Origin of the sequence: Anaerovorax odorimutans, assembly GCF_024459955.1 — a bacterium.
In the GTDB taxonomy this organism is placed as follows: Bacteria; Bacillota; Clostridia; order Peptostreptococcales; family Anaerovoracaceae; genus Hominibacterium; species Hominibacterium odorimutans_A.
Window position 1 is genome coordinate 1 of record NZ_JANFXK010000017.1, and the last position, 20,435, is coordinate 20,435.

Annotated in this window: 17 protein-coding genes, 1 tRNA gene and 1 riboswitch; of the genes, 3 read left to right on the forward strand and 15 right to left on the reverse strand. The window is 48.2% G+C overall.

All coding sequences use genetic code 11. The annotated features are described in order from the left end of the window. Positions 1-213: hypothetical protein (locus NE619_RS13795; RefSeq protein ID WP_256133019.1), on the forward strand; the 213-nt coding region annotated here is incomplete at its 5' end. 44 nt (positions 214-257) lie between these two features. On the opposite strand, the gene NE619_RS13800 is transcribed toward NE619_RS13795, so the two are convergent. From NE619_RS13800 to NE619_RS13830, 7 genes are all read right to left on the reverse strand, one after another. After that, positions 258-1,184: an ABC transporter permease gene (locus tag NE619_RS13800; RefSeq protein ID WP_256133020.1), complete on the reverse strand. Its 927-nt coding sequence runs from the start codon at positions 1,182-1,184 to the stop codon at positions 258-260. Between the two features lie 2 nt (positions 1,185-1,186). After that, complete coding sequence (locus NE619_RS13805; protein ID WP_256133021.1) at positions 1,187-2,260, reverse strand: ABC transporter permease; 1,074 nt, start codon at positions 2,258-2,260, stop codon at positions 1,187-1,189. Continuing rightward, entirely contained in the window at positions 2,260-3,780 is a 1,521-nt protein-coding gene (locus NE619_RS13810; RefSeq protein WP_330640773.1) for an ABC transporter ATP-binding protein, read from the reverse strand. The genes NE619_RS13805 and NE619_RS13810 overlap by 1 nt, the downstream gene beginning before the upstream one ends. Positions 3,781-3,897: 117 nt before the next feature. After that, entirely contained in the window at positions 3,898-5,013 is a 1,116-nt protein-coding gene (locus tag NE619_RS13815) for a BMP family ABC transporter substrate-binding protein (RefSeq protein WP_256133022.1), read from the reverse strand. Between the two features lie 214 nt (positions 5,014-5,227). Continuing rightward, positions 5,228-5,800, reverse strand: a complete 573-nt coding sequence (locus NE619_RS13820) for a xanthine phosphoribosyltransferase (RefSeq protein WP_256133023.1) — start codon at positions 5,798-5,800, stop codon at positions 5,228-5,230. Positions 5,801-5,810: 10 nt separating this feature from the next. After that, a complete protein-coding gene (gene lepB, locus NE619_RS13825; RefSeq protein WP_256133024.1) occupies positions 5,811-6,461 on the reverse strand; it encodes a signal peptidase I in 651 nt (216 codons plus the stop codon). Further along, positions 6,454-8,079, reverse strand: coding sequence for a hypothetical protein (locus NE619_RS13830; protein ID WP_256133025.1), 1,626 nt, complete (start codon positions 8,077-8,079; stop codon positions 6,454-6,456). The genes lepB and NE619_RS13830 overlap by 8 nt, the downstream gene beginning before the upstream one ends. A gap of 238 nt (positions 8,080-8,317) precedes the next feature. Between NE619_RS13830 and NE619_RS13835 the strand changes: the two genes are divergently transcribed. Together NE619_RS13835 and NE619_RS13840 are read left to right on the forward strand one after the other, a co-directional pair. Further along, positions 8,318-8,809 (forward strand): hypothetical protein, encoded by a 492-nt coding sequence (locus tag NE619_RS13835; protein ID WP_256133026.1) that lies wholly within the window; start codon positions 8,318-8,320, stop codon positions 8,807-8,809. A gap of 220 nt (positions 8,810-9,029) precedes the next feature. Continuing rightward, positions 9,030-9,105 (forward strand) — tRNA-Ala (locus tag NE619_RS13840). 586 nt (positions 9,106-9,691) lie between these two features. Here the strand turns inward: NE619_RS13840 and NE619_RS13845 are convergent. The 8 genes from NE619_RS13845 to NE619_RS13880 all read right to left on the reverse strand — a co-directional run bounded on the left by NE619_RS13845 (position 9,692) and on the right by NE619_RS13880 (position 20,300). Next, positions 9,692-9,958: a type II toxin-antitoxin system RelE family toxin gene (locus tag NE619_RS13845; protein WP_305146643.1), complete on the reverse strand. Its 267-nt coding sequence runs from the start codon at positions 9,956-9,958 to the stop codon at positions 9,692-9,694. Next, complete coding sequence (relB, locus tag NE619_RS13850; protein ID WP_256133027.1) at positions 9,958-10,179, reverse strand: type II toxin-antitoxin system RelB family antitoxin; 222 nt, start codon at positions 10,177-10,179, stop codon at positions 9,958-9,960. Before relB ends, NE619_RS13845 begins: the two co-directional genes overlap by 1 nt. A 42-nt stretch (positions 10,180-10,221) precedes the next feature. Then, on the reverse strand, positions 10,222-10,494 hold the full coding sequence (locus NE619_RS13855) for a DUF2321 domain-containing protein (protein ID WP_256133028.1): 273 nt from the start codon (positions 10,492-10,494) through the stop codon (positions 10,222-10,224). Further along, on the reverse strand, positions 10,494-10,688 hold the full coding sequence (locus NE619_RS13860; RefSeq protein WP_256133029.1) for a DVU_1557 family redox protein: 195 nt from the start codon (positions 10,686-10,688) through the stop codon (positions 10,494-10,496). The genes NE619_RS13855 and NE619_RS13860 overlap by 1 nt, the downstream gene beginning before the upstream one ends. Next, complete coding sequence (locus NE619_RS13865; RefSeq protein WP_256133030.1) at positions 10,660-12,996, reverse strand: pyridine nucleotide-disulfide oxidoreductase/dicluster-binding protein; 2,337 nt, start codon at positions 12,994-12,996, stop codon at positions 10,660-10,662. Before NE619_RS13865 ends, NE619_RS13860 begins: the two co-directional genes overlap by 29 nt. Before the next feature lie 102 nt (positions 12,997-13,098). Further along, entirely contained in the window at positions 13,099-16,038 is a 2,940-nt protein-coding gene (locus NE619_RS13870; protein WP_256133031.1) for a molybdopterin-dependent oxidoreductase, read from the reverse strand. A gap of 216 nt (positions 16,039-16,254) precedes the next feature. Next, positions 16,255-16,377, reverse strand: a riboswitch (molybdenum cofactor riboswitch). 951 nt (positions 16,378-17,328) lie between these two features. Continuing rightward, a complete protein-coding gene (locus NE619_RS13875) occupies positions 17,329-18,549 on the reverse strand; it encodes a saccharopine dehydrogenase family protein (RefSeq protein ID WP_256133032.1) in 1,221 nt (406 codons plus the stop codon). A gap of 53 nt (positions 18,550-18,602) precedes the next feature. Then, the gene (locus NE619_RS13880; RefSeq protein WP_256133033.1) at positions 18,603-20,300 is read right to left on the reverse strand and encodes an amidohydrolase; all 1,698 of its coding nucleotides are present in this window, start codon (positions 20,298-20,300) and stop codon (positions 18,603-18,605) included. Between the last annotated feature and the right edge of the window lie 135 nt (positions 20,301-20,435).

Below are 20,435 nucleotides of genomic sequence, written 5' to 3' on the forward strand. Positions count from 1 at the left end.
CAAAAAAACGTTTCGCGCAGGCAAACTCCGCAGGATGCGTATCGCGCAAGCGATAAAACGCACTCCGAGGACCTTACCGTAGCGAAACCACCTCTTCCCCTCACACCAATCCGCGTGCCCGCACTGGGCACGCCACCTCTTTCCTTCTTCCCACAAGCAAAAAAACGTTTCGCGCAGGCAAACTCCACAGGATGCGTATCGCGCAAGCGATAAAACGCACTCCGAGGACCTTGCCGTAGCGAAACGTTTTTTTGCCCCTACCGCTCCTCTCGGAAATAATTGTTTCCCAAATCTCCGGGAGGCTGGCTCTCTTTTCTCTTTTTATGTGTACTGATAATAACGATCAGAATTGTAGCGATATACGGAATCATATCCACCAGGTACTGAGATATCCCCAGGCCCATAGCCTGGAATTTCAGGCCCAGTATGGAAAGTCCTCCGAACAGCAGTCCGCCGAAAAATCCTTTAATCGGGTTCCAGGCGACAAAAATTACCAATGCCACGGCGATCCATCCTCTGCCGTTGACCACGTCTTCCTGCCAGATGGGGATGCGCACCAGGGAAAGATAAGCGCCACCCAAACCGCAGAGCGCACCGCCGATCAGAATATGCACGTACTTATAAAGGGTGATGTTGATACCGGAAGCATCTGCAGCAGCCGTATTCTCCCCCAGGGCTTTCAGATTCATACCCATACGGGTTTTGTACATATATACGGCAGCGACCGCGCACACCACGTAGCTCAGATATACGAACGCGTCCTGCTGGAAAAAGATCGGCCCGATGAAAGGAATCTGTCCCAGAACCGGAATCGTCACTTTGCTGAAAAAGGCTGTAATCGTCGATGGGGCCATGGAGCCCAGCAGCGGTTCACCTACAAATTGGGCAAAGCCGGTGCCGAAAATGGTCAGTGTCAGGCCTGTAACAACTTGGTTGGCTTTCAGGGTTACCGTTACAAAAGCGTAAATCAACGCGCCGCCGGCGCCGGCCAGAGCTGCCGAAAGAATCGCCGCTCCGGGATTTCCCGTATTCAGCCCGGTGTAAAAGCCCATTACCGCTCCCATGAGCATCATACCTTCCACACCAAGATTCATATTTCCCGTCTTTTCTGTAATCAGTTCTCCCACTGTCGCAAATATCAGAGGTGTTCCTGCCACTACACAGGCAGCCAGAAATTCGATCATGATTAAGCCACCTCCTTCGACTGTTTTCCAAACTGAACTCTATAGCGCATGAAGAATTCACTTCCCAGAACAAAGAACAGCACCAGGCCCTGTACGATATCCGATACGGCGCTGGGGATGCCTAAAGCGATCTGAATATATTCTCCGCCCTGAATCAGCATGGCAAACACCACGCATACTATCAGAGCATATCCCGCATGGAGCTTGGAAAGCCAGGCAGTGATAATAGCTGTAAATCCGTAATTGTTGGCGATTGCCGCAACCAGCGTTTTTTCGATTGCAGAGGCCTGCACCATGCCGACGATTCCGCAGAGGCCGCCGGACACCAGCATAGCGACTACAATGACCTTGCTGATGTTCATACCCGCATAACGGGCCGTTTCCACGCTTTCTCCCACGACTGTGATCTCATATCCCACCTTTGTATGATTGATAAAGAAGTATACAAAAGCAGTCGCAATCAGCGCGAAGATCCAGCCAATGTGCACGCCGCCCAAGGACGGCAGCACTGCGTTTTCGGAGAAAGTGGCGATCTTGGGGAATCCGTTGGCCGCCGGGTCCATCCAGGGACCGTACTGCAGATATGTAACAAATTTGATCGCTACATAGTTCATCATCAGGGTAAAGATCGTTTCATTGGTCCCAAGCTTTGCCTTGAAAATGGCCGGAATGAAAGCCCATATTCCGCCGCAGAGAGCAGCGGCTATGACCATAAGCAGGATCATCAGCGGCTGAGGCACGCCGTCTCCCAGATTCAGAGCCACCCAGCTGGCGCCCAGCGCGCCCATGGTGATTTGCCCTTCTCCTCCAATGTTCCAGAATTTCATTTTAAAGGCAACGATAATTCCCATGGAAGCGATAATCAGCGGAATCGCCTTAATGATCGTCTGCTTGATTCTCAGCGAAGTTCCCACCGAACCCAATATAATTTCTTTAAAAATATTCAGCGGATTGAGTCCGAAAATAATTAAAATGATGCCCGCAAAGACAATCGACAATACGACCGCCAGGGCAGTGATGACGATCTCCTTCTTTCTTGGCAGGTCATCACGTTTTGTCACTCTTATAAAATCCATTACGCCAAAGCCTCCCCTTCTTGTTTCCCGGTCATCAAAAGTCCGATATCTTCTTTCGTCACTTCCGACGGTCTGACGATGCCCGTAATTTCTCCGTGGCACAGAACGATTACCCTGTCGCACAGATCCATGAGCACATCCAGGTCTTCGCCGACAAAGAGAACACCTACGCCCCGTTCCTTCTGTTCGTTGAGCAAGTCATAGATTTTATAGGACGCTCCGATATCCAGCCCTCTTACCGCATATGCTGTAATAAGAACCTTCGGCGCCGAGTCGATCTCCCGTCCAAGCAAAACCTTCTGCACGTTTCCGCCGGAAAGTTTTTTAACCGGTGTATAAATGTTAGGAGTCTGAATATCCAGTTCTTTAACGATTTTTTTCGCTTTTTTTACGCAAGGTCCCCGCTGCAGAAGAATGCCCGGCTGATTCTGGTAGTCCTTGAGGATCATATTGTGGACGATATCCATGGAACCTACAAGCCCCATTCCCAGGCGGTCTTCCGGGATAAAGCCCATGCGGATTCCCAGGCGGATGATGTCTCTGGGTGTCTTGCCTACCAGATTATCGCCCTCAAAATAAATCCTGCCCTTTTCTGCTCTGGCAAGTCCTGCGATCACCTCGCACAATTCCTTTTGTCCGCTGTTGGCTACGCCTGCCACTCCCACGATCTCATGGGAGTTCAGGGTAAAGCTGACGTCGGAAAGGGCGTTTTTCCCTTCGCTGTCTAAAACGGTAACCTCGTCCATTTTCAGCAGAGGACGTTTTTTGTCAAAGGTCTTCTTCTCAATGGACAGGTCAACTTTTTTGCCTACCATCATTTCGATGAGATTGGCAATTTCAACCTCTTTGGTTATTACCGTCTCAATAGACTGTCCCTTTCGCAGCACCGTAACCCGGTCTGAAATTTCCATTACCTCGTTGAGCTTATGGGTGATGATGACAATGGAACACCCCTGCTCTTTCATGTTGCGGATTACGCGGAAAAGTTTTTTGATCTCCTGAGGCGTCAGGACAGCAGTAGGCTCGTCCATAATGAGGATCTTCGCGCCCCTGTATAAGACCTTAATGATCTCCAATGTCTGTTTTTCTCCTACGGACATGTCATATACTTTCTTATCCGGATCGATATCCAGTCCGTATTGGTCGGAAAGCTCCTTTACTTTTTTGGACAGGGCTTTTCCATGGAGAAAGAAATTGGTCGGCTGTCCGATGATAATGTTTTCTTTAGCAGTCATAACATCGACCAGTTTAAAATGCTGATGGATCATGCCGATTCCCATGCGGATGGACTCTTTGGGCGAGGCGAAATGCACTTCCTGTCCATTGATCCTGATTGTTCCCGTATCCGGAGTATAGATACCCGACAGCATATTCATCAGGGTCGACTTACCTGCGCCGTTTTCTCCCAGCAAAGCGTGGACCTCCCCTGCGCGCACTGACAGATTGATATTGTCGTTGGCTTTGAGAGCTCCGAAGGATTTGCTGATGTTTTTCATTTCGATTGCCAATTCTTGCTGCACTGTATTCCTCCAAAAGAATAGTATAAATAGTGAATTTTTTCGTTATGGTGAAAAAATTATAAGGGGGACCTGACGGTTCCCCTCAATAATAATCGTTTCTTTTACGTTACTTATATTTTATTTTTTGTTAGAAGTAGCTTTTACGCCTTCAATCTCTCCCTGGATTCCCCAAACTTCTTCATCTGTCAAAGTCTGGCCCTTCTTGCACAAAGTCTTTCCGTTGTTGTATTTGATCTCGCCGGAGAACACTTTGAATTCGCCTTTTGCCATCTTATCTTTTACTTCATTGATCTTCTTCTGCGCGTCTTCCGGTACCGCAGGACCCAGATCGTCCAGACAAATCAGTCCGCTCTGGATGGAGCCATAGCTGCTGAACGGTTTTGTTCCGGTCGGCTTGAAGGTTCCTTCTTTGATCGCTTTGAAGGTCGGTGTGAAGTATGCTGCCATATCCCAGTAAGGAGCTGTCAGATATTTGTCCCCTGCCTGATTGTTGTTATAGTTCCAGCCAGTGGTGTAGATGCCAGCCTCTTTTGCCGCTAACTGAGTGGCTGTGGAGTCCGCATGATAGGTCAGCACGTCGCAGCCTGCGCTGATCAGCTGTTCTGCCGCTGCCTTTTCGATCTCTGCGTCGCCCCAGGTGTTGATGTAAACAACTTTTACTTCAACATCCGGATTTACTGCCTGTGCGCCCAGTGTAAAGGCGTTGATGCCGATCTGTACTTCTGTGTAAGGATGAGCCGCTACATAGCCCAGAACGTTCTTTTTGCTGGCTGACGCCGCTGCCATACCGGACAGGTATCTGGCTTCTTCCATGGAACCGAAGAAGTTTTCCATGTTCTTATCATTCTGGTGAGGGCCTGAGAAGTGGAGGAATGTCACGTCATCATAGTCTCCGGAGTTTGCCAGCTCATTGAGCGCGTCTCCGTATCCGAAGGAACATCCTACGATGATCTTACATCCCTGGTCGATCAGGTTAGTTGCAGTGTCTTTTGCTCCCTGTGTATCACTGTCGCTTACGTTTTCTTTTTTAACCAGCGTCATGCCGTTTTCCTTGGCTGATTTTTCCAGCCCCTCGTTCATGCACTGGGTAAAGCCGCCATCATTGATGGATCCGATAAAGATACATCCGACTTTTACTGCGTCTTTGTCCGCTTCATCGCTGCTGCCGCCGCCGCATGCCGCGAAGCTGAAGACCATAACAAGCGCCAGTAATACTGCTAGTACTTTTTTCATGTTCTCTTTCTCTCCTTTGCGTAAATATAAGTAAATAAAATAAGATACACTCCATTATAGCCATTTAGCAATTCGCTTGTAAAGTTCTTTTGTTCAGAAAATCACAATTTTTTATAATATAGGAAATATCGGATGCGTGGCATTTCCTATATTTCAAAAAATCTACAATATGAAAGTGAGCGCCTCGCGCGAATCGCTCACCGAAGGTGATTTTTTAGGCGAAAGTAATTTCTCCGTCATTTATCGCTTCGATAACTGCCAGAGATTCCAGCCGGAATCCTGCGTCCCGCAATTTCTGACCGCCGCCCTGAAAGCCCTTTTCGATAACCGCGCCGATTCCCATAACCTGCGCCTCCGCTTGTTTTACCAGCTCCGTCATAGCCATGGCAGCCTCTCCGTGGGCGAGAAAATCGTCCAGAATCAGCACCCGGTCCCCTTTGCTCAGATATTTCCTGGCTACCCGGATGATGGAAACCGTTCCCTTTGTAAAGGACTTGGCTTCCGCGCCGAAAAATTCTTCCGTCATGGTGCTGGGAGTAGTTTTTTTTGCGAAAACCACCGGAGGATAGTCAAAATACGGAGCTGTCATACATGCGATGCCGATACCGCTGGCCTCTACAGTGAGGATTTTGTCCACTTCGATGTCGGAAAACCGCCTGCGAAACTCTCTGCCAATCTCATTCATGAATTTTACGTCGATTTGATGGTTGAGAAACCCGTCTACTTTTACAATCCCTGTACCGACAGTCTGCCCTTCTCTGATAATTTTTTGCTTTAATGCTTCCATGTTAAATCTTTTAAACTCCTTTGATATCAAGTACAACTCGTCCCACTATATCTTTTTTCTCCACCAGTCCGATCTCTTTGCTTCTGGAATCTTTGGAATTGGTTCGATTGTCTCCAAGCACGAAGTAACAGTCATCTCTGACTGTTACCGGATACTGCATCGCTTCATCGGTGATGCCCGTAGAGGTATAGATATAGTCCTCTTCCACCTTTTCACCATTGATGTAAAGTCCATCCTCTTTGCCGATATCTACCGTTTCGCCCCCCGTAGCCACCACTCGCTTAATGAGTTTTTCGCCCTTTGCCGTTTTGAAAACAATGATATCGCCCTTTTCAAAGGTTCTGGCCAGACGAAATACCACGATGCGGTCGCCGCTGCAGAAATTGGGTTTCATGGAATCGCCCGATATTTTGGGGACCCCTATGACAAAATTAAAAACAAGCAAAACTGCGAGGAGCGCTGCGCCTGCTTCAATGGCCAGCCACTTCCAGTTTCGCTTGAAAATGTTTTCTTTGGACTCTTTTTTTTCCGGTTCTTGGGGACTTTCATCTTTGAAAGCTGCGTCGAGAGCTTCCTTGAGCCATTTGGCCGAGGCAGCTCTCTCCTCCATTTCCCTGTCGATGTCGTTGTTTTGCTGTAAATCTTTTTTCAGATCAATCATCCGACTCTACCAAATCCCGTATGTCCTCATTGCGATTCGTATCGGCATAGCTTTTGGTAATTTCATCCTTATCCTGGAAGTACAGCTTGCTTCTGATTCCCTCCAGCGCTTCCGTTACGCTGCCGATATCGGATTTGACTTTGCCGAATTCACCTTCGATTGTTTCAATATATGTACTGTATTTATATTTCTGCTGCTGCAGTTTCTTTTCTTCCAGTTCCAGATTTCTCCGTTCCTGTTCCATTCTGTTTTCCAGCGTTTTCTTCTGTTCTTCCATTTCAGCCTTCATGCGGTTGATTTCAGCACGGGCCATGGATTTTTCATTCTGCATCTCGATTTCCAGATTAGCACGCATGCTCTGCACTTCTGAATTGAAGTTTTCTCTTGCCTGCTGTACGTTTTTCGCCAGACTTTCCTGAACGGCTTTGACCTCCGCCTGGCTCTTGGCGCGGGCTTCCTGCACTTCCTTGCGGACGGCTTGCTGCTCCGCTTCCAGTTCTGCCTTGACTCTCTGCTGTTTTCTTTCCAGTTCGTGGTTGACGCGCTCCTGCTTTGCCTTCAGTTCGGCATTGGCCTTATTCTGTTCGGCAGCGATCTCTTCGCGAACCCGGTTCTTTTCTTCCGCCAGTTCTTCGCGGGTCTTTTTCTTTTCAGCTTCCAGCTCTTCGCGAACTCTCTTCTGGTCTGCTTCCAGCTGGGCATTGACCTTGTTCTGCTTTGTTTCCAGATCTTCGTTGATCTTCTTTTCCTTTGCCTCCAGCTCAGCCTGAACCTTCTGCTGTCTGGCCTCCAGCTGTTCGGTAATGCGCTTCTGTTCGGATTCCAGCTGAACGCGGATGCGCTTTTGTTCGGATTCCAGCTCTGCGTTGACCTGCGCCCGCTTTTCGTTAATCTGCTTTTCCGCCTCTGCCCACGCAGCCTCAATCTGCATCTGCGACTTGGCTTTCGCCAGCTGAATATCTTCTTCAGCCTGTTCTCTCTGGGCTTTAATCAGAATTTCGCTCTCGGCTTTGTCAGCCTCTATTTTTTCACGGAGCGCCTTCATTTCCATTTCGAAACGGCTTCTGGACGCCTGTGTCTCTTTTTCAAATTCTTCCCGTTCCTGCTGCAGCTCTGTCTGAGTCCGTACCTTTTCCGCCTGCAGCTGCAAACGTTCTTCTTCCTGTTTTTTCTCTTCTTCGGCCAGCTGCTGTCTGCCTTCTTCCAGCATCTGAGTCACTTCGGCTCTTGCTCTGGAAACGATTTCGTTGCTGTTCTTTTTCGCTTCCATCATCATATTGATATAAACGTCATTGTTGGCTTCGTATTTCTGAAGTCTCTGTTGAATTTCTTTCGTCTTGATTTCGGCTTCCTGCGCCGCCTCGCGTTTGACTTCGGCGATCCGCTGCTCCATCACGGTTTTCTCAGCCTGCAGCTGCTTTTGCAGCACCTGTATCTCAGAATTAAAGTTCTGTTCCAGCTGAGCGATGTTCGCTTCATATAAGTTGCAGAGGTCCTGCATGTTGGCATAGACCGCATCCTTCTCGAATCCGCCGCCCGCATCTTTTTTTATGTTCATATTCTGAAGTAACTTGATGACTTCTTCTTTTCTCTTACTTGCAATTTCGTTTCTATCCATACCTAGCCTCTTTCTGATTTTCAGTTATAGATTTCCTCTTTGGTTTCCACTCAGGCCCAGCCTGTCCTGAAAATGGTTCAGTCGCATTTATTATAACATTATATTTTCTATTTGTCTCTATATAATTTTTATCAGCTTTAATTCGCCCGTCCGCACAAATAAATTTCCGCTATCTGCGGGCTGTTTTTGTTACAATAGAGAAAACCCGCTATATCTTTATACAGGAGGTGAGATATACGTGGAAACATTTAAAGTATTGTGTGATGAAAATTATATCGGAAGTGATGGAAAAGCTGAGCAATTCCCGGGTCGAGGTTTCCTATACACAAAAGAGGACCTTCCCCTGGAACGGGAAACTCCTGAAAAAGCCGATAAGGCCTATGAAAACAAGTGCGCCGCAGTGGACAAAGAGTATGGGGAGAAGGCAAGAAGCGAGCTGAATATCAGCCTGGACGAATTGCAGGATCGGGTTGTCTCCCAATGGACTGAGACGGCATGGGAGAAAGATTATAAGAACATGGAAAAAGCTTGTCTGGCCACAACCGACCCCAAAGAGGCAGATCAGCTTTATGCGAAACTGGAAGCCCGGTACAGCACAGCCACTGCCAGGGAGAAGCAGCTGTACAGGGAATGGCAGGACGGTCTGGAAGCCTGCTGGAACAGCATCGACTGGAATTCGCCGGTAAACCGCGACGATCTGGCTTCTGTACTTAGGACGTTTAACCTGTAACAGTCCAGAATTTACCGCTGTCAATTGAAAGAAACCCATGTTATAATCACATCGTAAAAAGGATTTGATGAAGGTCCATCCTTTTAGAATATTAACGGTGAAAAGACGCCCTTTGCGGCGTCTTTTTGCTGTTAAAAAGAGGGATAACTTTTTTCTGTTTTATCCGTATTTTTCTATTGACTTTCAAAATTCTCCATAGTAAAATAATTCTTGACAGTTTGGGGGATTAGCGCAGCTGGGAGCGCGTTTGACTGGCAGTCAAGAGGTCACGGGTTCGAGCCCCGTATTCTCCACCAAAAACTATCCAAAAGCCACTGAAATCTCAGTGGCTTTTAGCATTTTCAGCCCTTTTTGAGGCGCAAAACAGATTACGTCGACCGCAAATAAAAAGAGATTTGCCCTTTAGGAAACACCGCCCAAAGGGCAAATTGCTATTTTCATCAACATGCAGCGAAAAAGCAGGTACTTGTTGACCTTTTTTCAAGGCTACAGAGTACGAGAGCACAGAAATTCGATCAATATGTGACTTTAAACAGTCCTAGAGGCCGCAAACCTTGGAAATACCTCAACAACAAAGCCGAAATGAATCCGGTGTTGAACCAATCTATATATTGCTTAAAAAGCCGCGGCTCCCCGCTCTTCAAAAGCAAATTCGGTAACTTTCTCTAATTTTTTCAGAAAGTTACGCGTTTTTCAACGATCCCGCGGCCTCCGAAACCCCCGATAGCACGAGTTTTCATTTCTTGCGGTTTCGAGCACCCGAAAACCCAGAACTTTGCGTAACTTTGCATCAATTTTGAGAAAAGTTACCGCAATCCTCACAGGGCAAAGCTCAAAGCTCTTAATATATAATAGAGACAGGCGCAGGGCTTGTCTCTAAAATTATTTTTTATAAATTTCTTTTCGATGACCAACATTCAACACAAGGATTGTTATTTCTCCATCTGAGATTTCAGCTATAATCCTGTAAGTTCCGGCCTTATATCTCCATTGGCCCTGGTGATTTCCTGTCAGAGATTTCCCATGCTGCCTTGGATCTGTACAGCCTTCTAAGTTTTTTCTTATCCATGCGAGAATAAAACGTACATTGCTTTTATCTAATTTCTTCAAGCTTTTTATTGCTTTGTCCGTTAATATGACTCTGAACATTATTTAAGCCCCAGCTCTTTCTCTGCCTCATCCAACGTGTAAGTTTTTGGATTTCTCTCAAAGTCCTCCTTCGCTTCCTGGTATAATCTTAAGTCAATTTCATCTTCAATCTTTTCCAGCACGGATTGACGTATCAGTTCGGAAACGGATATTCCATGAGCTTCCGCATAACTTTTGATTAACTCGGTTTCCATCTCATTTAATCTTATAGATATTGCCATTCCCATCACCTCTTCTCGTAATACATTGTATTACGTTTATGGCTATTTGTCAATAACAGCGCCTTCCTCTGCTTCCTGAGCCCAGGAAAATTTCGCTCCGCAAGCTCCGCAGGAGTCCGGCCGCTCAAACTTTAAATTTTTCGGGGTCAAATACACCATGCCGTAATAGTGCCACTGCTTGATGAGGTTGCCGCACTGCGGGCAGGAATCGATCAAGGGTGCGCCGCACTGCGGACAACGCTCATCTCCCTTGACTCTGCGATAGGTTATATTCACATGGCCGTTATCACATATTCTCGCATAAAAATTACTCATTACTTATCCTCCATCATGGATTCCACTTCGCTCATTCTTCCGGCAACCAGATCTTCGGAAAGGCATACCTGTCCGCACTGAGGGCATCTGCTGACTTTATGGCGAAAGCTTTTTCCCAGATATGAAAACTGGACTTCCAATTCCTCCAGCGCTACTTTGCATTTATCACAGATGAGTTTCTGTTTTTCTTCCATTCCAGACAGCCTCCAATTCTATTTTCATTCTATGGGTATACAGATTGTGGATCTCATAGCCCTGCTCCAAAGGCGCGTATTCCACCCAGCAGGTAATATGGCCGATCTCTTTATATGCCTTGTAGTGCCCTGTATTGGGATCAAAAGTTTTCCTGCCTGTCCTTTCGGCATTGTCAATGACTGCGCAGATATCTTCTTCAAGAATTTTTTGTTTGTTTACCTTTTCCCTCACTCCATCCGCCATAGTGAGCGGATATTTATTTTCATATGCTTTCATTTGCGGTTCTTCTTTCCAGATTTCTTTGAGCAGCTGCTCTTTTAACGCCACACGGTTGCGTCTCCGGCGAGTCGGATCCGGCTGGGATTTTACTCCGTCAGGATCAATGCCAAAGAGGATGTCCAGTACATGAACGGCCTTTTTTCCCCTGTCACAGAAAATATCTTTACAATTTGAACAGTATACGATATATGGGTTCTCGCTGAGCTCCATTCTCTGCCGGGCGACATATTCCGCGAATTCAGGCGCGGCAACACTTCCCATACCGCCAAATCCGCAGCAGCCGTGCTGATCGCCCTTGGGCAGTTCACCGGCGCTGACGCCTGAGCCGGAAATCAGTTTTCTTACTGCAGACTGCACGCCTTCTTCATTGCGGGCGGAACACGGGTCAAAGATAGCATACATCATTTCTTGGTCCGCTTCCGTTGTTTCGCCAGGTTCAAAGCCCCACTGGTCCAGTACCTCATATAAGGATACCGTTTGGATCTCCGGAAGATATTCCCGAATATGCTTCTGGCAGGACATACAGGCCATAATTAACGTAGGCTTTCCCAGGTCCACCCAGTCCTGTCTGAGAGCTTCAATTTCTTCCTGGTGTTTCCCGCTGTTTCCGTCCCAGTCCACAGGCACACTGCAGCACCTGAGCAAAATAGAGGTATCCGGCTGTTTGGAAAGCAGCCATTTGTACGGCTTTAAAACATACTGGGGATCCAACGCGCCCAGATTACACCCCGGGAAAAACGCGTATTTGCCTTTGTTTCCCATGGTTCTTTTAAGGGCTGCGTATTCTCCATTTGCAAAAGCCATATCCCGCACAAAATACTGCCTGTAGGCTGCCGGAACTTTGTCAGCGTCGTGCATTTTATGTCTTGCATATTTGACCATTCCGCACAGGTCGATATGTTCGGGGCATCCTTCTGTCATCAAGCCGCACATCGTACAGGCAGCCACATATTTTCGCGCCGGGGATTTATGGACAAGAGAGCCCGCCGGTTTGCAGGAGAGGAAAATCTCATCCCGCATTTTGACCGGCATCTTGTCAAAATAAGCCACAAGGTCGCACTGAGCGGCACAGGCGTCACATTGACAGCGGATACAGCGTTCCGCTTCCGCGACACATTCCTCTTCGCTGAAAACCTTCCCATCCTTTGGAGCTACTGGCGGAATGTGTGTCAGCTTGTCTTCATCGGGTACACAGCCTGTCGGCTCTGACTGCTTTGGATAATCCAGCTTTTTTGCTTTCAAAAACCCTTCCGCAGATGAGGCAATATTGATTCCCTCGGCCAGGGCATGCATCAAATCTCTGCCGCATAGTTCGCCGCCGACAAACACAGCCGTGTCGCCCACCGTCATATAACCGCCGGTCTCGCCTGTCTCTGTCTTTTGGTCCGGCAGAGGCACGCCAAAGGTATCTCCACCCTTTCCCGTGGCTATATAAATCACGTCGAAGGTTTCCTTATCGTCCGAAGCATCATCCGGGGTTTTACACAGCCTGCGCAGATCCTGAATTTCTGTATTGAACTTGAGTTCGTACTTTTCATTGGCAAATTGCAGATCGAACTCCGCCAGGTATGCCGATTCCTCCATCAGCTCTATGAGACGCCCGCCGATCCTGTCGTTTTTTTCAAAAATGGTCACCGGATATTTTTTCGAAGCCATACGACAAGCAAAGCCCATGCCGGAAAGCCCCGCACCAATGACCGCCACCGTTTTTTTCTTTGCCGGAAGGTTGTACTTATTGGACGTTTTGCGCGTTGCGCTTGCAACCACTGATTTTTCCATGCGCCTTATCTGCACCGGCGCGTCAATGCTTTTCCGTACACATACATTTTCACAATAGGCAGGACAGAGTTCCGATACGATCCCCGGAAAAACAACACAATCCCGTATTGTTTTATAGGCTGCGTTGAAACGTCCCTTTGCGATTCTCTCCTGGACGGTAAGAATATCCATTTTAAAGGGACACGCATCGGCACACGCAGGAATATCCCGCTCTCTGCACGTATCAAATTGTTTATAATAATTCTGCATTTTCTCTCCTCAAAGGCTGTCGGGGTTTCATAAACGATAGAACGGAGCGTGCAAGTTCCCGCACGCTCCGCAGCTATATATTCTTTCCCATTTACCGTAATTTTATTTCCACTGAACGCCTTCCTTACCCAGGGAACCGAATTCCAGATTTTCAGGTTTTGAAGGAGTAAGCGGATTGTTTTTGATTTCCTCGATGGCATCGTAGAGATCCGATCCCAGGAAGTAGGGCTCCGGTGCGTTGGGGTTAGTTTCTCCCTTGGCAAGAGCATCCATGCCTGCTTTGATCTTTTCCGGTGTTGCCGGGATCTCGTGAATCCTTACGCCTACCGCATTGTTGATGGCATTGATAACTGCCATGTGGTCGGATGACTGGAATGCTTCCGATGCTCCGGACGAACCGAACGGACCTCTTGGGTCAGCGCCGCCCACATCAACGGATACCAGCTTATCCGGAACATCCTTAATATAAGGCACGCCTGCGCCGAACATGTTGGAATGTTTCTTGAGATCATCATAATTTTCGCTGAGAGCGAATCCAATAGCGTGGGAAATACCGCCGTTAATCTGGCCTTCAACAGCCTGAATGTTGCCAGGTTTACCGATCCAGTAAACGCAAGTCATGCCGGTACAGGTTGTCTTTCCTGTCGCAGCTTCTACATCAACCTCTGCCAGGAACAGCGCATAGGTGTATGTGTAAGTCGGGTTACCGCTTCCATCATTCGGGTCAAGATCGTAGAAATAGTCGTATTCGTCAACGGTAGCCCAGTCCCCGTTGTACCTGGTCGGAATTCCTTCGGCAACCATTTCATCGTAAGTTCTGTAGGTGCCGTCCGGCTTTCTCATTGCGTCCGCGATATTCTTTGCGGCTACGATACTTGCTTTACCGTTGGCATAGTGCGATCTGGAACCTGCTGATTCACCGGTGTTAGGACAGTATTTGCTGTCGGTCTGGATCAGCTTGATATCATCCGGCGTAACGTCCGGGAAGTAAGGCTTGAGTGCTTCCAGCGTACAGATGAGGGAACCCTGGTCGCCGCCCTGGCCCTGATCCTGCCATGTATCATATTTTCTGAACTTCGGTCTGTCTCCAGGCATCAGTTCAATGGCAACGTGAGCTTCGTCAACCGCGCCCAGGCCTACGTTATATCCACCCCAGGCGATACCTACGCCCTTCTTGATTTCGTCTGTTGATTCCGCTTTGGCTTTGGCAACAGCTTCGTCATAATGCGGCTTCAATTTGTTCATCATTTCTTCCATCGGATAATGGAGGAACGGATACTGGTTCAGGTTGTCCTGTCCCGGCCTTGCAATATTCTTATAGCGGATTTCAAACGGATCGATTCCCGCTTTTTCCGCCAGCATGTCTACCAGCGCTTCGGAGCATGTGAAGGCCTGCGGAGCACCATATCCTCTGTAAGCTGTACCAAAGGAATGGTTTGTAGCGGCTACTCTGGAGAGACCTACCACATTTGGCATGTAATACGGGTAGAACATGAATCTTGAAATCTTCGTCAGTTTGTCGTCACCCAGTTCTAAGAAGGGACCGTGGTCAAGTCCCGCGTCGAATTCGCCGGCAACGAACATACCGTCCTTATCGCAGGCAAGCTTAGCGTTGAAGTAAGCAGGGGAGCGTTTGCCGGATACGGCCATGAACTGTCCATAATCCATTGACAGTGAGCAAGGCATGCCGGTAACCTTAGTAGCCATGCCGACCATGGAGTAAGTATGTGCGCTCATCGCCCATCCGAAAGAACCGCCCGTCGGGTTTTCAATGACTCTCAGTTTTTCAACCGGAACGCCGATGGCTTCTGCGATTTCGTCTCTGTCAAAGTATAAGGTCATGGTCTTGCAGTGGATGCAGAGGTTGTCATCCTCGTCATAATATGCCTGCATAACATCGCCTTCAATGGACATGTGCGGCTCTCTGGAGGAATAGAAGGAGCCTTCTACAGAATATGCCGCATCCTCGATGATTTCCGGAACCTTCTCATGGTCTCCCTTGAGTACAGGAAGCTCGGAGTAGATGTTGGCGCCGTATGTATCCGGCATCCAGTCGTGGATCTTCTCAGCATCGGGAGTAACGGCTTCCAGGTAATTCATATATTCAGGCAGCGGTTCCAGCTCAACCTTTACTGCGTCTGCCGCAGCTTTTGCGTGGGCTCTGGTGTCCGCGCATACCAGTGCGACTACATCGCCGTAGTAAAGGATTCTGTCTTCTGCCAGAACGTGGTGCGCCTGCTGCATTTCAACTGTTCTTTCTGAGAAAGCATAGGTCATCAGTCTGTTTGCGCCTTCTACGTCTTTGGCTGTAACAATCTTCACTACGCCAGGCATCTTTTCCGCTTCGCTGCAGTCGATGTTGATGATCTTCGCATGACTGTATTTTCTTGGCTGAACCAGCTCTACTTTGAGGGTTTCTTCCGGCATGTGCAGTTCTACATCATCACCGTAGTCGCATACACCGCAGGCCTTAGGCATAGCATTGGGTCTGATAAGCGGTTTGCCGTAGAAATCGCCCACATCCTTTGACCAGTCATATGTAATGTCTTCAAAGGTCTTTTCTCCGCGCATAATTGCCGCCGCTTCCATAACAGCGTCTACAATCTGCTTGTAACCGGTACATCTGCAGACGTTTCTGTGCTTCTGGAACCAGTCGCGGACTTCTTCTCTTGTCGGGTCCGGGTTTTCCAGCAGCAGCTGATAAGCGGATACGATAAAGCCAGGTACGCAGAATCCGCACTGTACGGCTCCCAGGTGTACCCACGCATACTGCAATGGATGAGGGTTCAGTACGGTACCGATTCCTTCGATCGTCATAACGGAACTGTATTCTTTAACGTTCTTGATCTTTCTGGTGCAGGAACGGATTACTTTTCCGTCCAGAATAACAGAACATGCACCGCACACGCCGGTGCCGCAGCCCACTTTCGTTCCGGTCAGGCCCAGACGACGCAGTACGGATGCCAGCGTGTCCTTTTCCGGATCGCAGATGAACATACGGTCCGCACCGTTAATGTTCAGGGTCATTTTCTTCAAATTCATAATAGCTTGCCTCCGATTTTTCACTAAAACTTGCTTTAACTTTGGGTAACAATCCAAAAAACAATAAAGACCCTTCCGCGTATCGTGCGGAAAGGTCTGAGTGTGATCTGCTCCTCAAAACATGTATACTGGACAGCAAAAGATCCCAAAACCCACGCTTAACACAGCAATTGCGTTATTTTTGCGCATCGCTGATTAAAGCCGGTCATACGGGCTGGCTGCCAGGTCATTCATCCTTTCCAAACACGGGAGGCTTACGCGTTTCCGCAGTAAACCCATTGGTCTCAGTTCCATGCCCTGTGCGGCGAAGGACTCCGAGACTCGGATCTCTATTTATTTAGCTGTTACATTGTCAACATTTTATCAGGTGATTCCTCTGCCTGTCAACAAAAGAAAGTGCATTTTTTGTACTATTTTGCGATTTTGTTGCAAATCAATTTGCTAATTTTGAAATATTTGAGATTTTATCTCATTTTCTGTAAATAAAATATATGGTTTGAGAAAGTCGCAACTTAGGAGCGGGCCGGCAAGAAGATGGCCGCTGCCAGGCTTGGTCTGCTCTGCTCTGGTCTGGCCCGGTTTGTTCTGGTCTAGCCTGGTCTGGTCTGGCCTCTGGCGCTTTTTGCTTTGAAATGGGGTCAGAGCGGACAAAACATATGGGTTTGCGGGTTTTATAGCTTTATTTTTTTGAAATTTTCGCTTAGGATTGACCGGCAAGGGCAAGAAACGTTGAAAAAAGATCCGCTTTTACCTCTCTTTTTTGATGAAAGATCCGGAAACAGTTTAGTGCATTACAATGCGAAATTAGATAAACGTTTCTTCTCTGACCGAAAGCGGTTCCGATGCGGCAGAGAGCACAGCATGGCTTTGGGTTTGGATTTGCGACCAAATTCCAATTTTGCCGGCAAATCCCGCGACCATTGCCCGCAAAAAAGCTTCGTGGTCGCAGCTTCCCATTCTCCTCCAAAAACGATCCCGGTAACTTTTTCTAATTTTTACGAAAAGTTACGCATTTTGTAGTGATCCTGCGGTCTCCGAAACGGCCGGCAGCACAAATTTTCACTTCTTACGATTTCGAGCACCTGCAAACCCACAACTTTGCGTAACTTTGCATCATTTTTTTACGAAAAGTTACCGCAGCTCACAAACCATACCATTCTCACCACAAAAACCGCTAAAAAAAGAAGCCCTAAAACAGGCTGAAGTGACCTCCAATTATTAGATTCTTTTATCTAACTTTTGGAGGTCGATTCAGATATCCGGGCTTCTTCTTTCTATATAAATTATGTTTTAAAGAGGTTTCACTTCTGTTTCCAGATTGATATCCAGTTTGGCCGCGTACTCCAGATACTTGTCGCACTCTTCATAGGTCAGCATATCGGAAGAGATCAGGCCGGTCTGGGTGTATTCGTCGTTTACGAACATCTTCGTAAAGAGGGAGCCGCACTGCCCGGTCAGATACATTTCTCCGGTGATCCCTGCCCGCTCAAAGGATTCCACACATCCCGGCGCGTAAAGATACGTCTCTACCAGCACCTTCTTGCCGTCCTTGGTTCCGGTGGCTTCCACAACGAAGGCGCCCTCGTCTTTTACCAGGCCTTCATCCAGAATTTCCTTGATCTCATCGCGGTACTTTGGAGCCGGCGGCAGGTGGGACACGATCACATCGAAAGGTACGAAGGTATGGCCCTTGTAAGTCTCCTCATCTCTGGAAAGGAGTCCCGCCCGGTAAAGAGGCGTGGAAAAGTCGATACCGACGCCGCCATATTTGAAGTTGATGTTTTTAGCGCCCTTGAAATGGGTGTCTTTATTAAGTCCCATATATACCGTTTCGTCGTGGGCGTGCTCCACCAGAGTCACAGGACGCTCGCAGCCTTTGAAATGACGCGTTACCGGCAGGGAATGGGGTTCCGTTTCCACCAGTTCGCCATCCTTTAGGGCAAAGGTCGGATCTGTCATATCGGAAAGGGCCGTAAACGGGGACCACCAGAACGGCAGAAACCGTTTGGCTTCCACACCTTCGTAGACCATCATCAGGATATCGTCGCAGGTATCCAGATAGCGCATGGAGCTTTTGGTGGCAACGCACATCATACCCGGAGCCGAGCCGGTGCCGATCACGGCCGTTTTACCGATTTCTTTGAATCTCTTTCCATAATCCTCATACATGATTTCAACGCATTTCGGCCACCATGGATCCAGGACGTCCGTGGCAGCGAAGTCCTGGTAGTTGGCCTTTACAGCGATTGCTGCCTCAAGAACCTTTGGCGCGAAACGGATGGGCAGGGCGTTGACGATCAGGTCCACGCCTTTGGCCGCCTGGATGATGCTGTCCGTGTCGTTTGCGTCCACGTAAGCGCCTTTGGCTTTTTTCAGGATTTTCACCAGCTCGTCTACCGCTTTGTGGTCCGCGTCCGCACAGATGATTTCACTGACATTGGCTTCCTCATCCATTCTCTGGGCAACCGTTGAGCCCTGTGCGCCTGTTCCCAATACTAAAATTCTTTTCATTGATTTCCTCCTTGTAAATAATCATTTAATCTGCGGTTTTATTCCGCGTTTTTCTAAATTGTTTTTCTGATAAACGTCCCTTCAAACATTACCAAAACCGGTTTTATCGTATGGATCTGATCTGCGGATATTTCAAAAATGTTTTTATCCAGCACGACCAAATTGGCCGGTCTTCCTGTTCCTATCGTTCCGATTTTCTGCTCTAGGCGAAGTGGAATCGCGCCGAAACGGGTATAGCCTTTGATCATTTCCTCCACGCTCAGCTTGGCTGATTCGGGCGGCCGCATACTGCCGGGATAACGCATTGGATCAAGCGGGTCCTCCGGATCGATTCTGGTGGCGGAAATTTCCATTCCAAAAAACGGATTTCCCCTGTGTTCTTCACACATTCCGATCACATCGCTGCCATATGTTACGATTGCGCCGCTTTCAACAAACCTTGTCATGTCATACATGGTATTCCAGCGCTCCTGCCCCAGATATTCAATGGCAGCTTCGCCAAAATACCCGCCTGCCCAGTGGCAGGACCAATTGATGATAATTCCCAGCTCCGCAGGGCGTTTCATATCTTCGGGATGTACCAGCTCGCAGTGGGCCAATTCCATATAAATCCGCCATTCCTTCCCTTCTGCCGCAGCTATCTCCTTCGCTTTTTCATAGGCATTGCAGGCTGTCCTGAAGCCCCTGTCGCAAACGACATGGATATGCAGATCCAGGCCTTCTTCGTTTAACCGGAGCAATACCTTCGTCAGCTCCTCTTCCTCCATATTCATCACACCGAAGTTTTTCCCGCTGGGGTCGTTATAGTGCGGCTCCAGAGAGGCGCTGTTTCCCATTTCATTGGTTCCGTCCAAAAAGAATTTCACCGTATGTATGTGGACGTGACGGCTGGTGTAGGTTTTCTGCCAATGGCGCAGCGTGGCGATGCACTCGTCCAGCTTCTGGTACTCTTCCAGCAGACAGGTTCCTTCATAAAACATGTTCAGCTTTCCCGCCTGGTCCAGATCATAAAACAGCTTTATGGCATTTTCACCCTCGGTAATACCGTCCAGAATTGCCACTACGCCATAATCACTGAGAAAATCCAGGAAAGGCATGATCGTTTCTTCCGTTACCTCCGTCGGAGGATGCCAGCCGATCTTCTCGTACATGGCCTCCTCAAATTCTCCTCCTGGCATAGGCTCGAACACCCATCCTGTCGGCTCGTTATTTTCGTCTCTTCTGAAAAACGGCGCCAGCCCATCTTCCGGTATGGTTTTGTCAATGCCCATCAGCTCCAGCGCTTTTGAATTGTACCAGCAAGCGTGGTCGGTAAAATCCTGCAGCCGCACCGGACGATCGGACACATACTCGTCCAGCCACTCTTTTCTCGGCCCGTTTTCGTCAAACATGGTAGTCGGATACGCTTCACCGAAGAAGAACGGCACTTCCGAAACCGGATGCTCCTCGCAGTATTGCCTCACAAAGGAAAGCATCTCTCGCCAGTCTTCGAATTCCGGCATCTGTACCCGCCACCTGCTTTTGGCGATTGTCTCCGGATGGGTGTGCCCGTCGATCAGGCCCGGCAATACCAACCGCCCTCCCAGATCCATCACCTTCGTCGCAGGGCCTTTGAAGGCTTCACATTCCTTTTGCGTTCCCACACAGAGGAACTGATCTCCCCGGATGGCCACGGCTTCCGCGCAGCCTTGTTTTTCATCACTTTTGTAAAACACTCCGTTTAACAGAATCAGGTCTGCTGTCTGTTTCATAACTTCTATCCTTTCTCCCTCCCGTTTTTAATGTTAAGAATATTATGTCATATCAACCATTTCCAATCGATAGTCATTTTTTAGCCATATTTGCTGTATTTAAATAATATTTGACTAGAAACTCTACGCTGTTAT

Bases quoted from the DNA above. Each gene is read 5' to 3' on its own strand.
- NE619_RS13830 (WP_256133025.1), bottom strand. From the start codon at position 8,079: ATGGATAGAAACGAAATTGCAAGTAAGAGAAAAGAAGAAGTCATCAAG.
- NE619_RS13865 (WP_256133030.1), bottom strand. From the start codon at position 12,996: ATGCAGAATTATTATAAACAATTTGATACGTGCAGAGAGCGGGATATT.
- NE619_RS13815 (WP_256133022.1), bottom strand. From the start codon at position 5,013: ATGAAAAAAGTACTAGCAGTATTACTGGCGCTTGTTATGGTCTTCAGC.
- NE619_RS13860 (WP_256133029.1), bottom strand. From the start codon at position 10,688: ATGGAAGAAAAACAGAAACTCATCTGTGATAAATGCAAAGTAGCGCTG.
- NE619_RS13800 (WP_256133020.1), bottom strand. From the start codon at position 1,184: ATGATCGAATTTCTGGCTGCCTGTGTAGTGGCAGGAACACCTCTGATA.
- NE619_RS13805 (WP_256133021.1), bottom strand. From the start codon at position 2,260: ATGGATTTTATAAGAGTGACAAAACGTGATGACCTGCCAAGAAAGAAG.
- NE619_RS13880 (WP_256133033.1), bottom strand. From the start codon at position 20,300: ATGAAACAGACAGCAGACCTGATTCTGTTAAACGGAGTGTTTTACAAA.
- NE619_RS13820 (WP_256133023.1), bottom strand. From the start codon at position 5,800: ATGGAAGCATTAAAGCAAAAAATTATCAGAGAAGGGCAGACTGTCGGT.
- relB (WP_256133027.1), bottom strand. From the start codon at position 10,179: ATGGCAATATCTATAAGATTAAATGAGATGGAAACCGAGTTAATCAAA.
- lepB (WP_256133024.1), bottom strand. From the start codon at position 6,461: ATGATTGATCTGAAAAAAGATTTACAGCAAAACAACGACATCGACAGG.
- NE619_RS13855 (WP_256133028.1), bottom strand. From the start codon at position 10,494: ATGAGTAATTTTTATGCGAGAATATGTGATAACGGCCATGTGAATATA.
- NE619_RS13845 (WP_305146643.1), bottom strand. From the start codon at position 9,958: ATGTTCAGAGTCATATTAACGGACAAAGCAATAAAAAGCTTGAAGAAA.
- NE619_RS13870 (WP_256133031.1), bottom strand. From the start codon at position 16,038: ATGAATTTGAAGAAAATGACCCTGAACATTAACGGTGCGGACCGTATG.
- NE619_RS13875 (WP_256133032.1), bottom strand. From the start codon at position 18,549: ATGAAAAGAATTTTAGTATTGGGAACAGGCGCACAGGGCTCAACGGTT.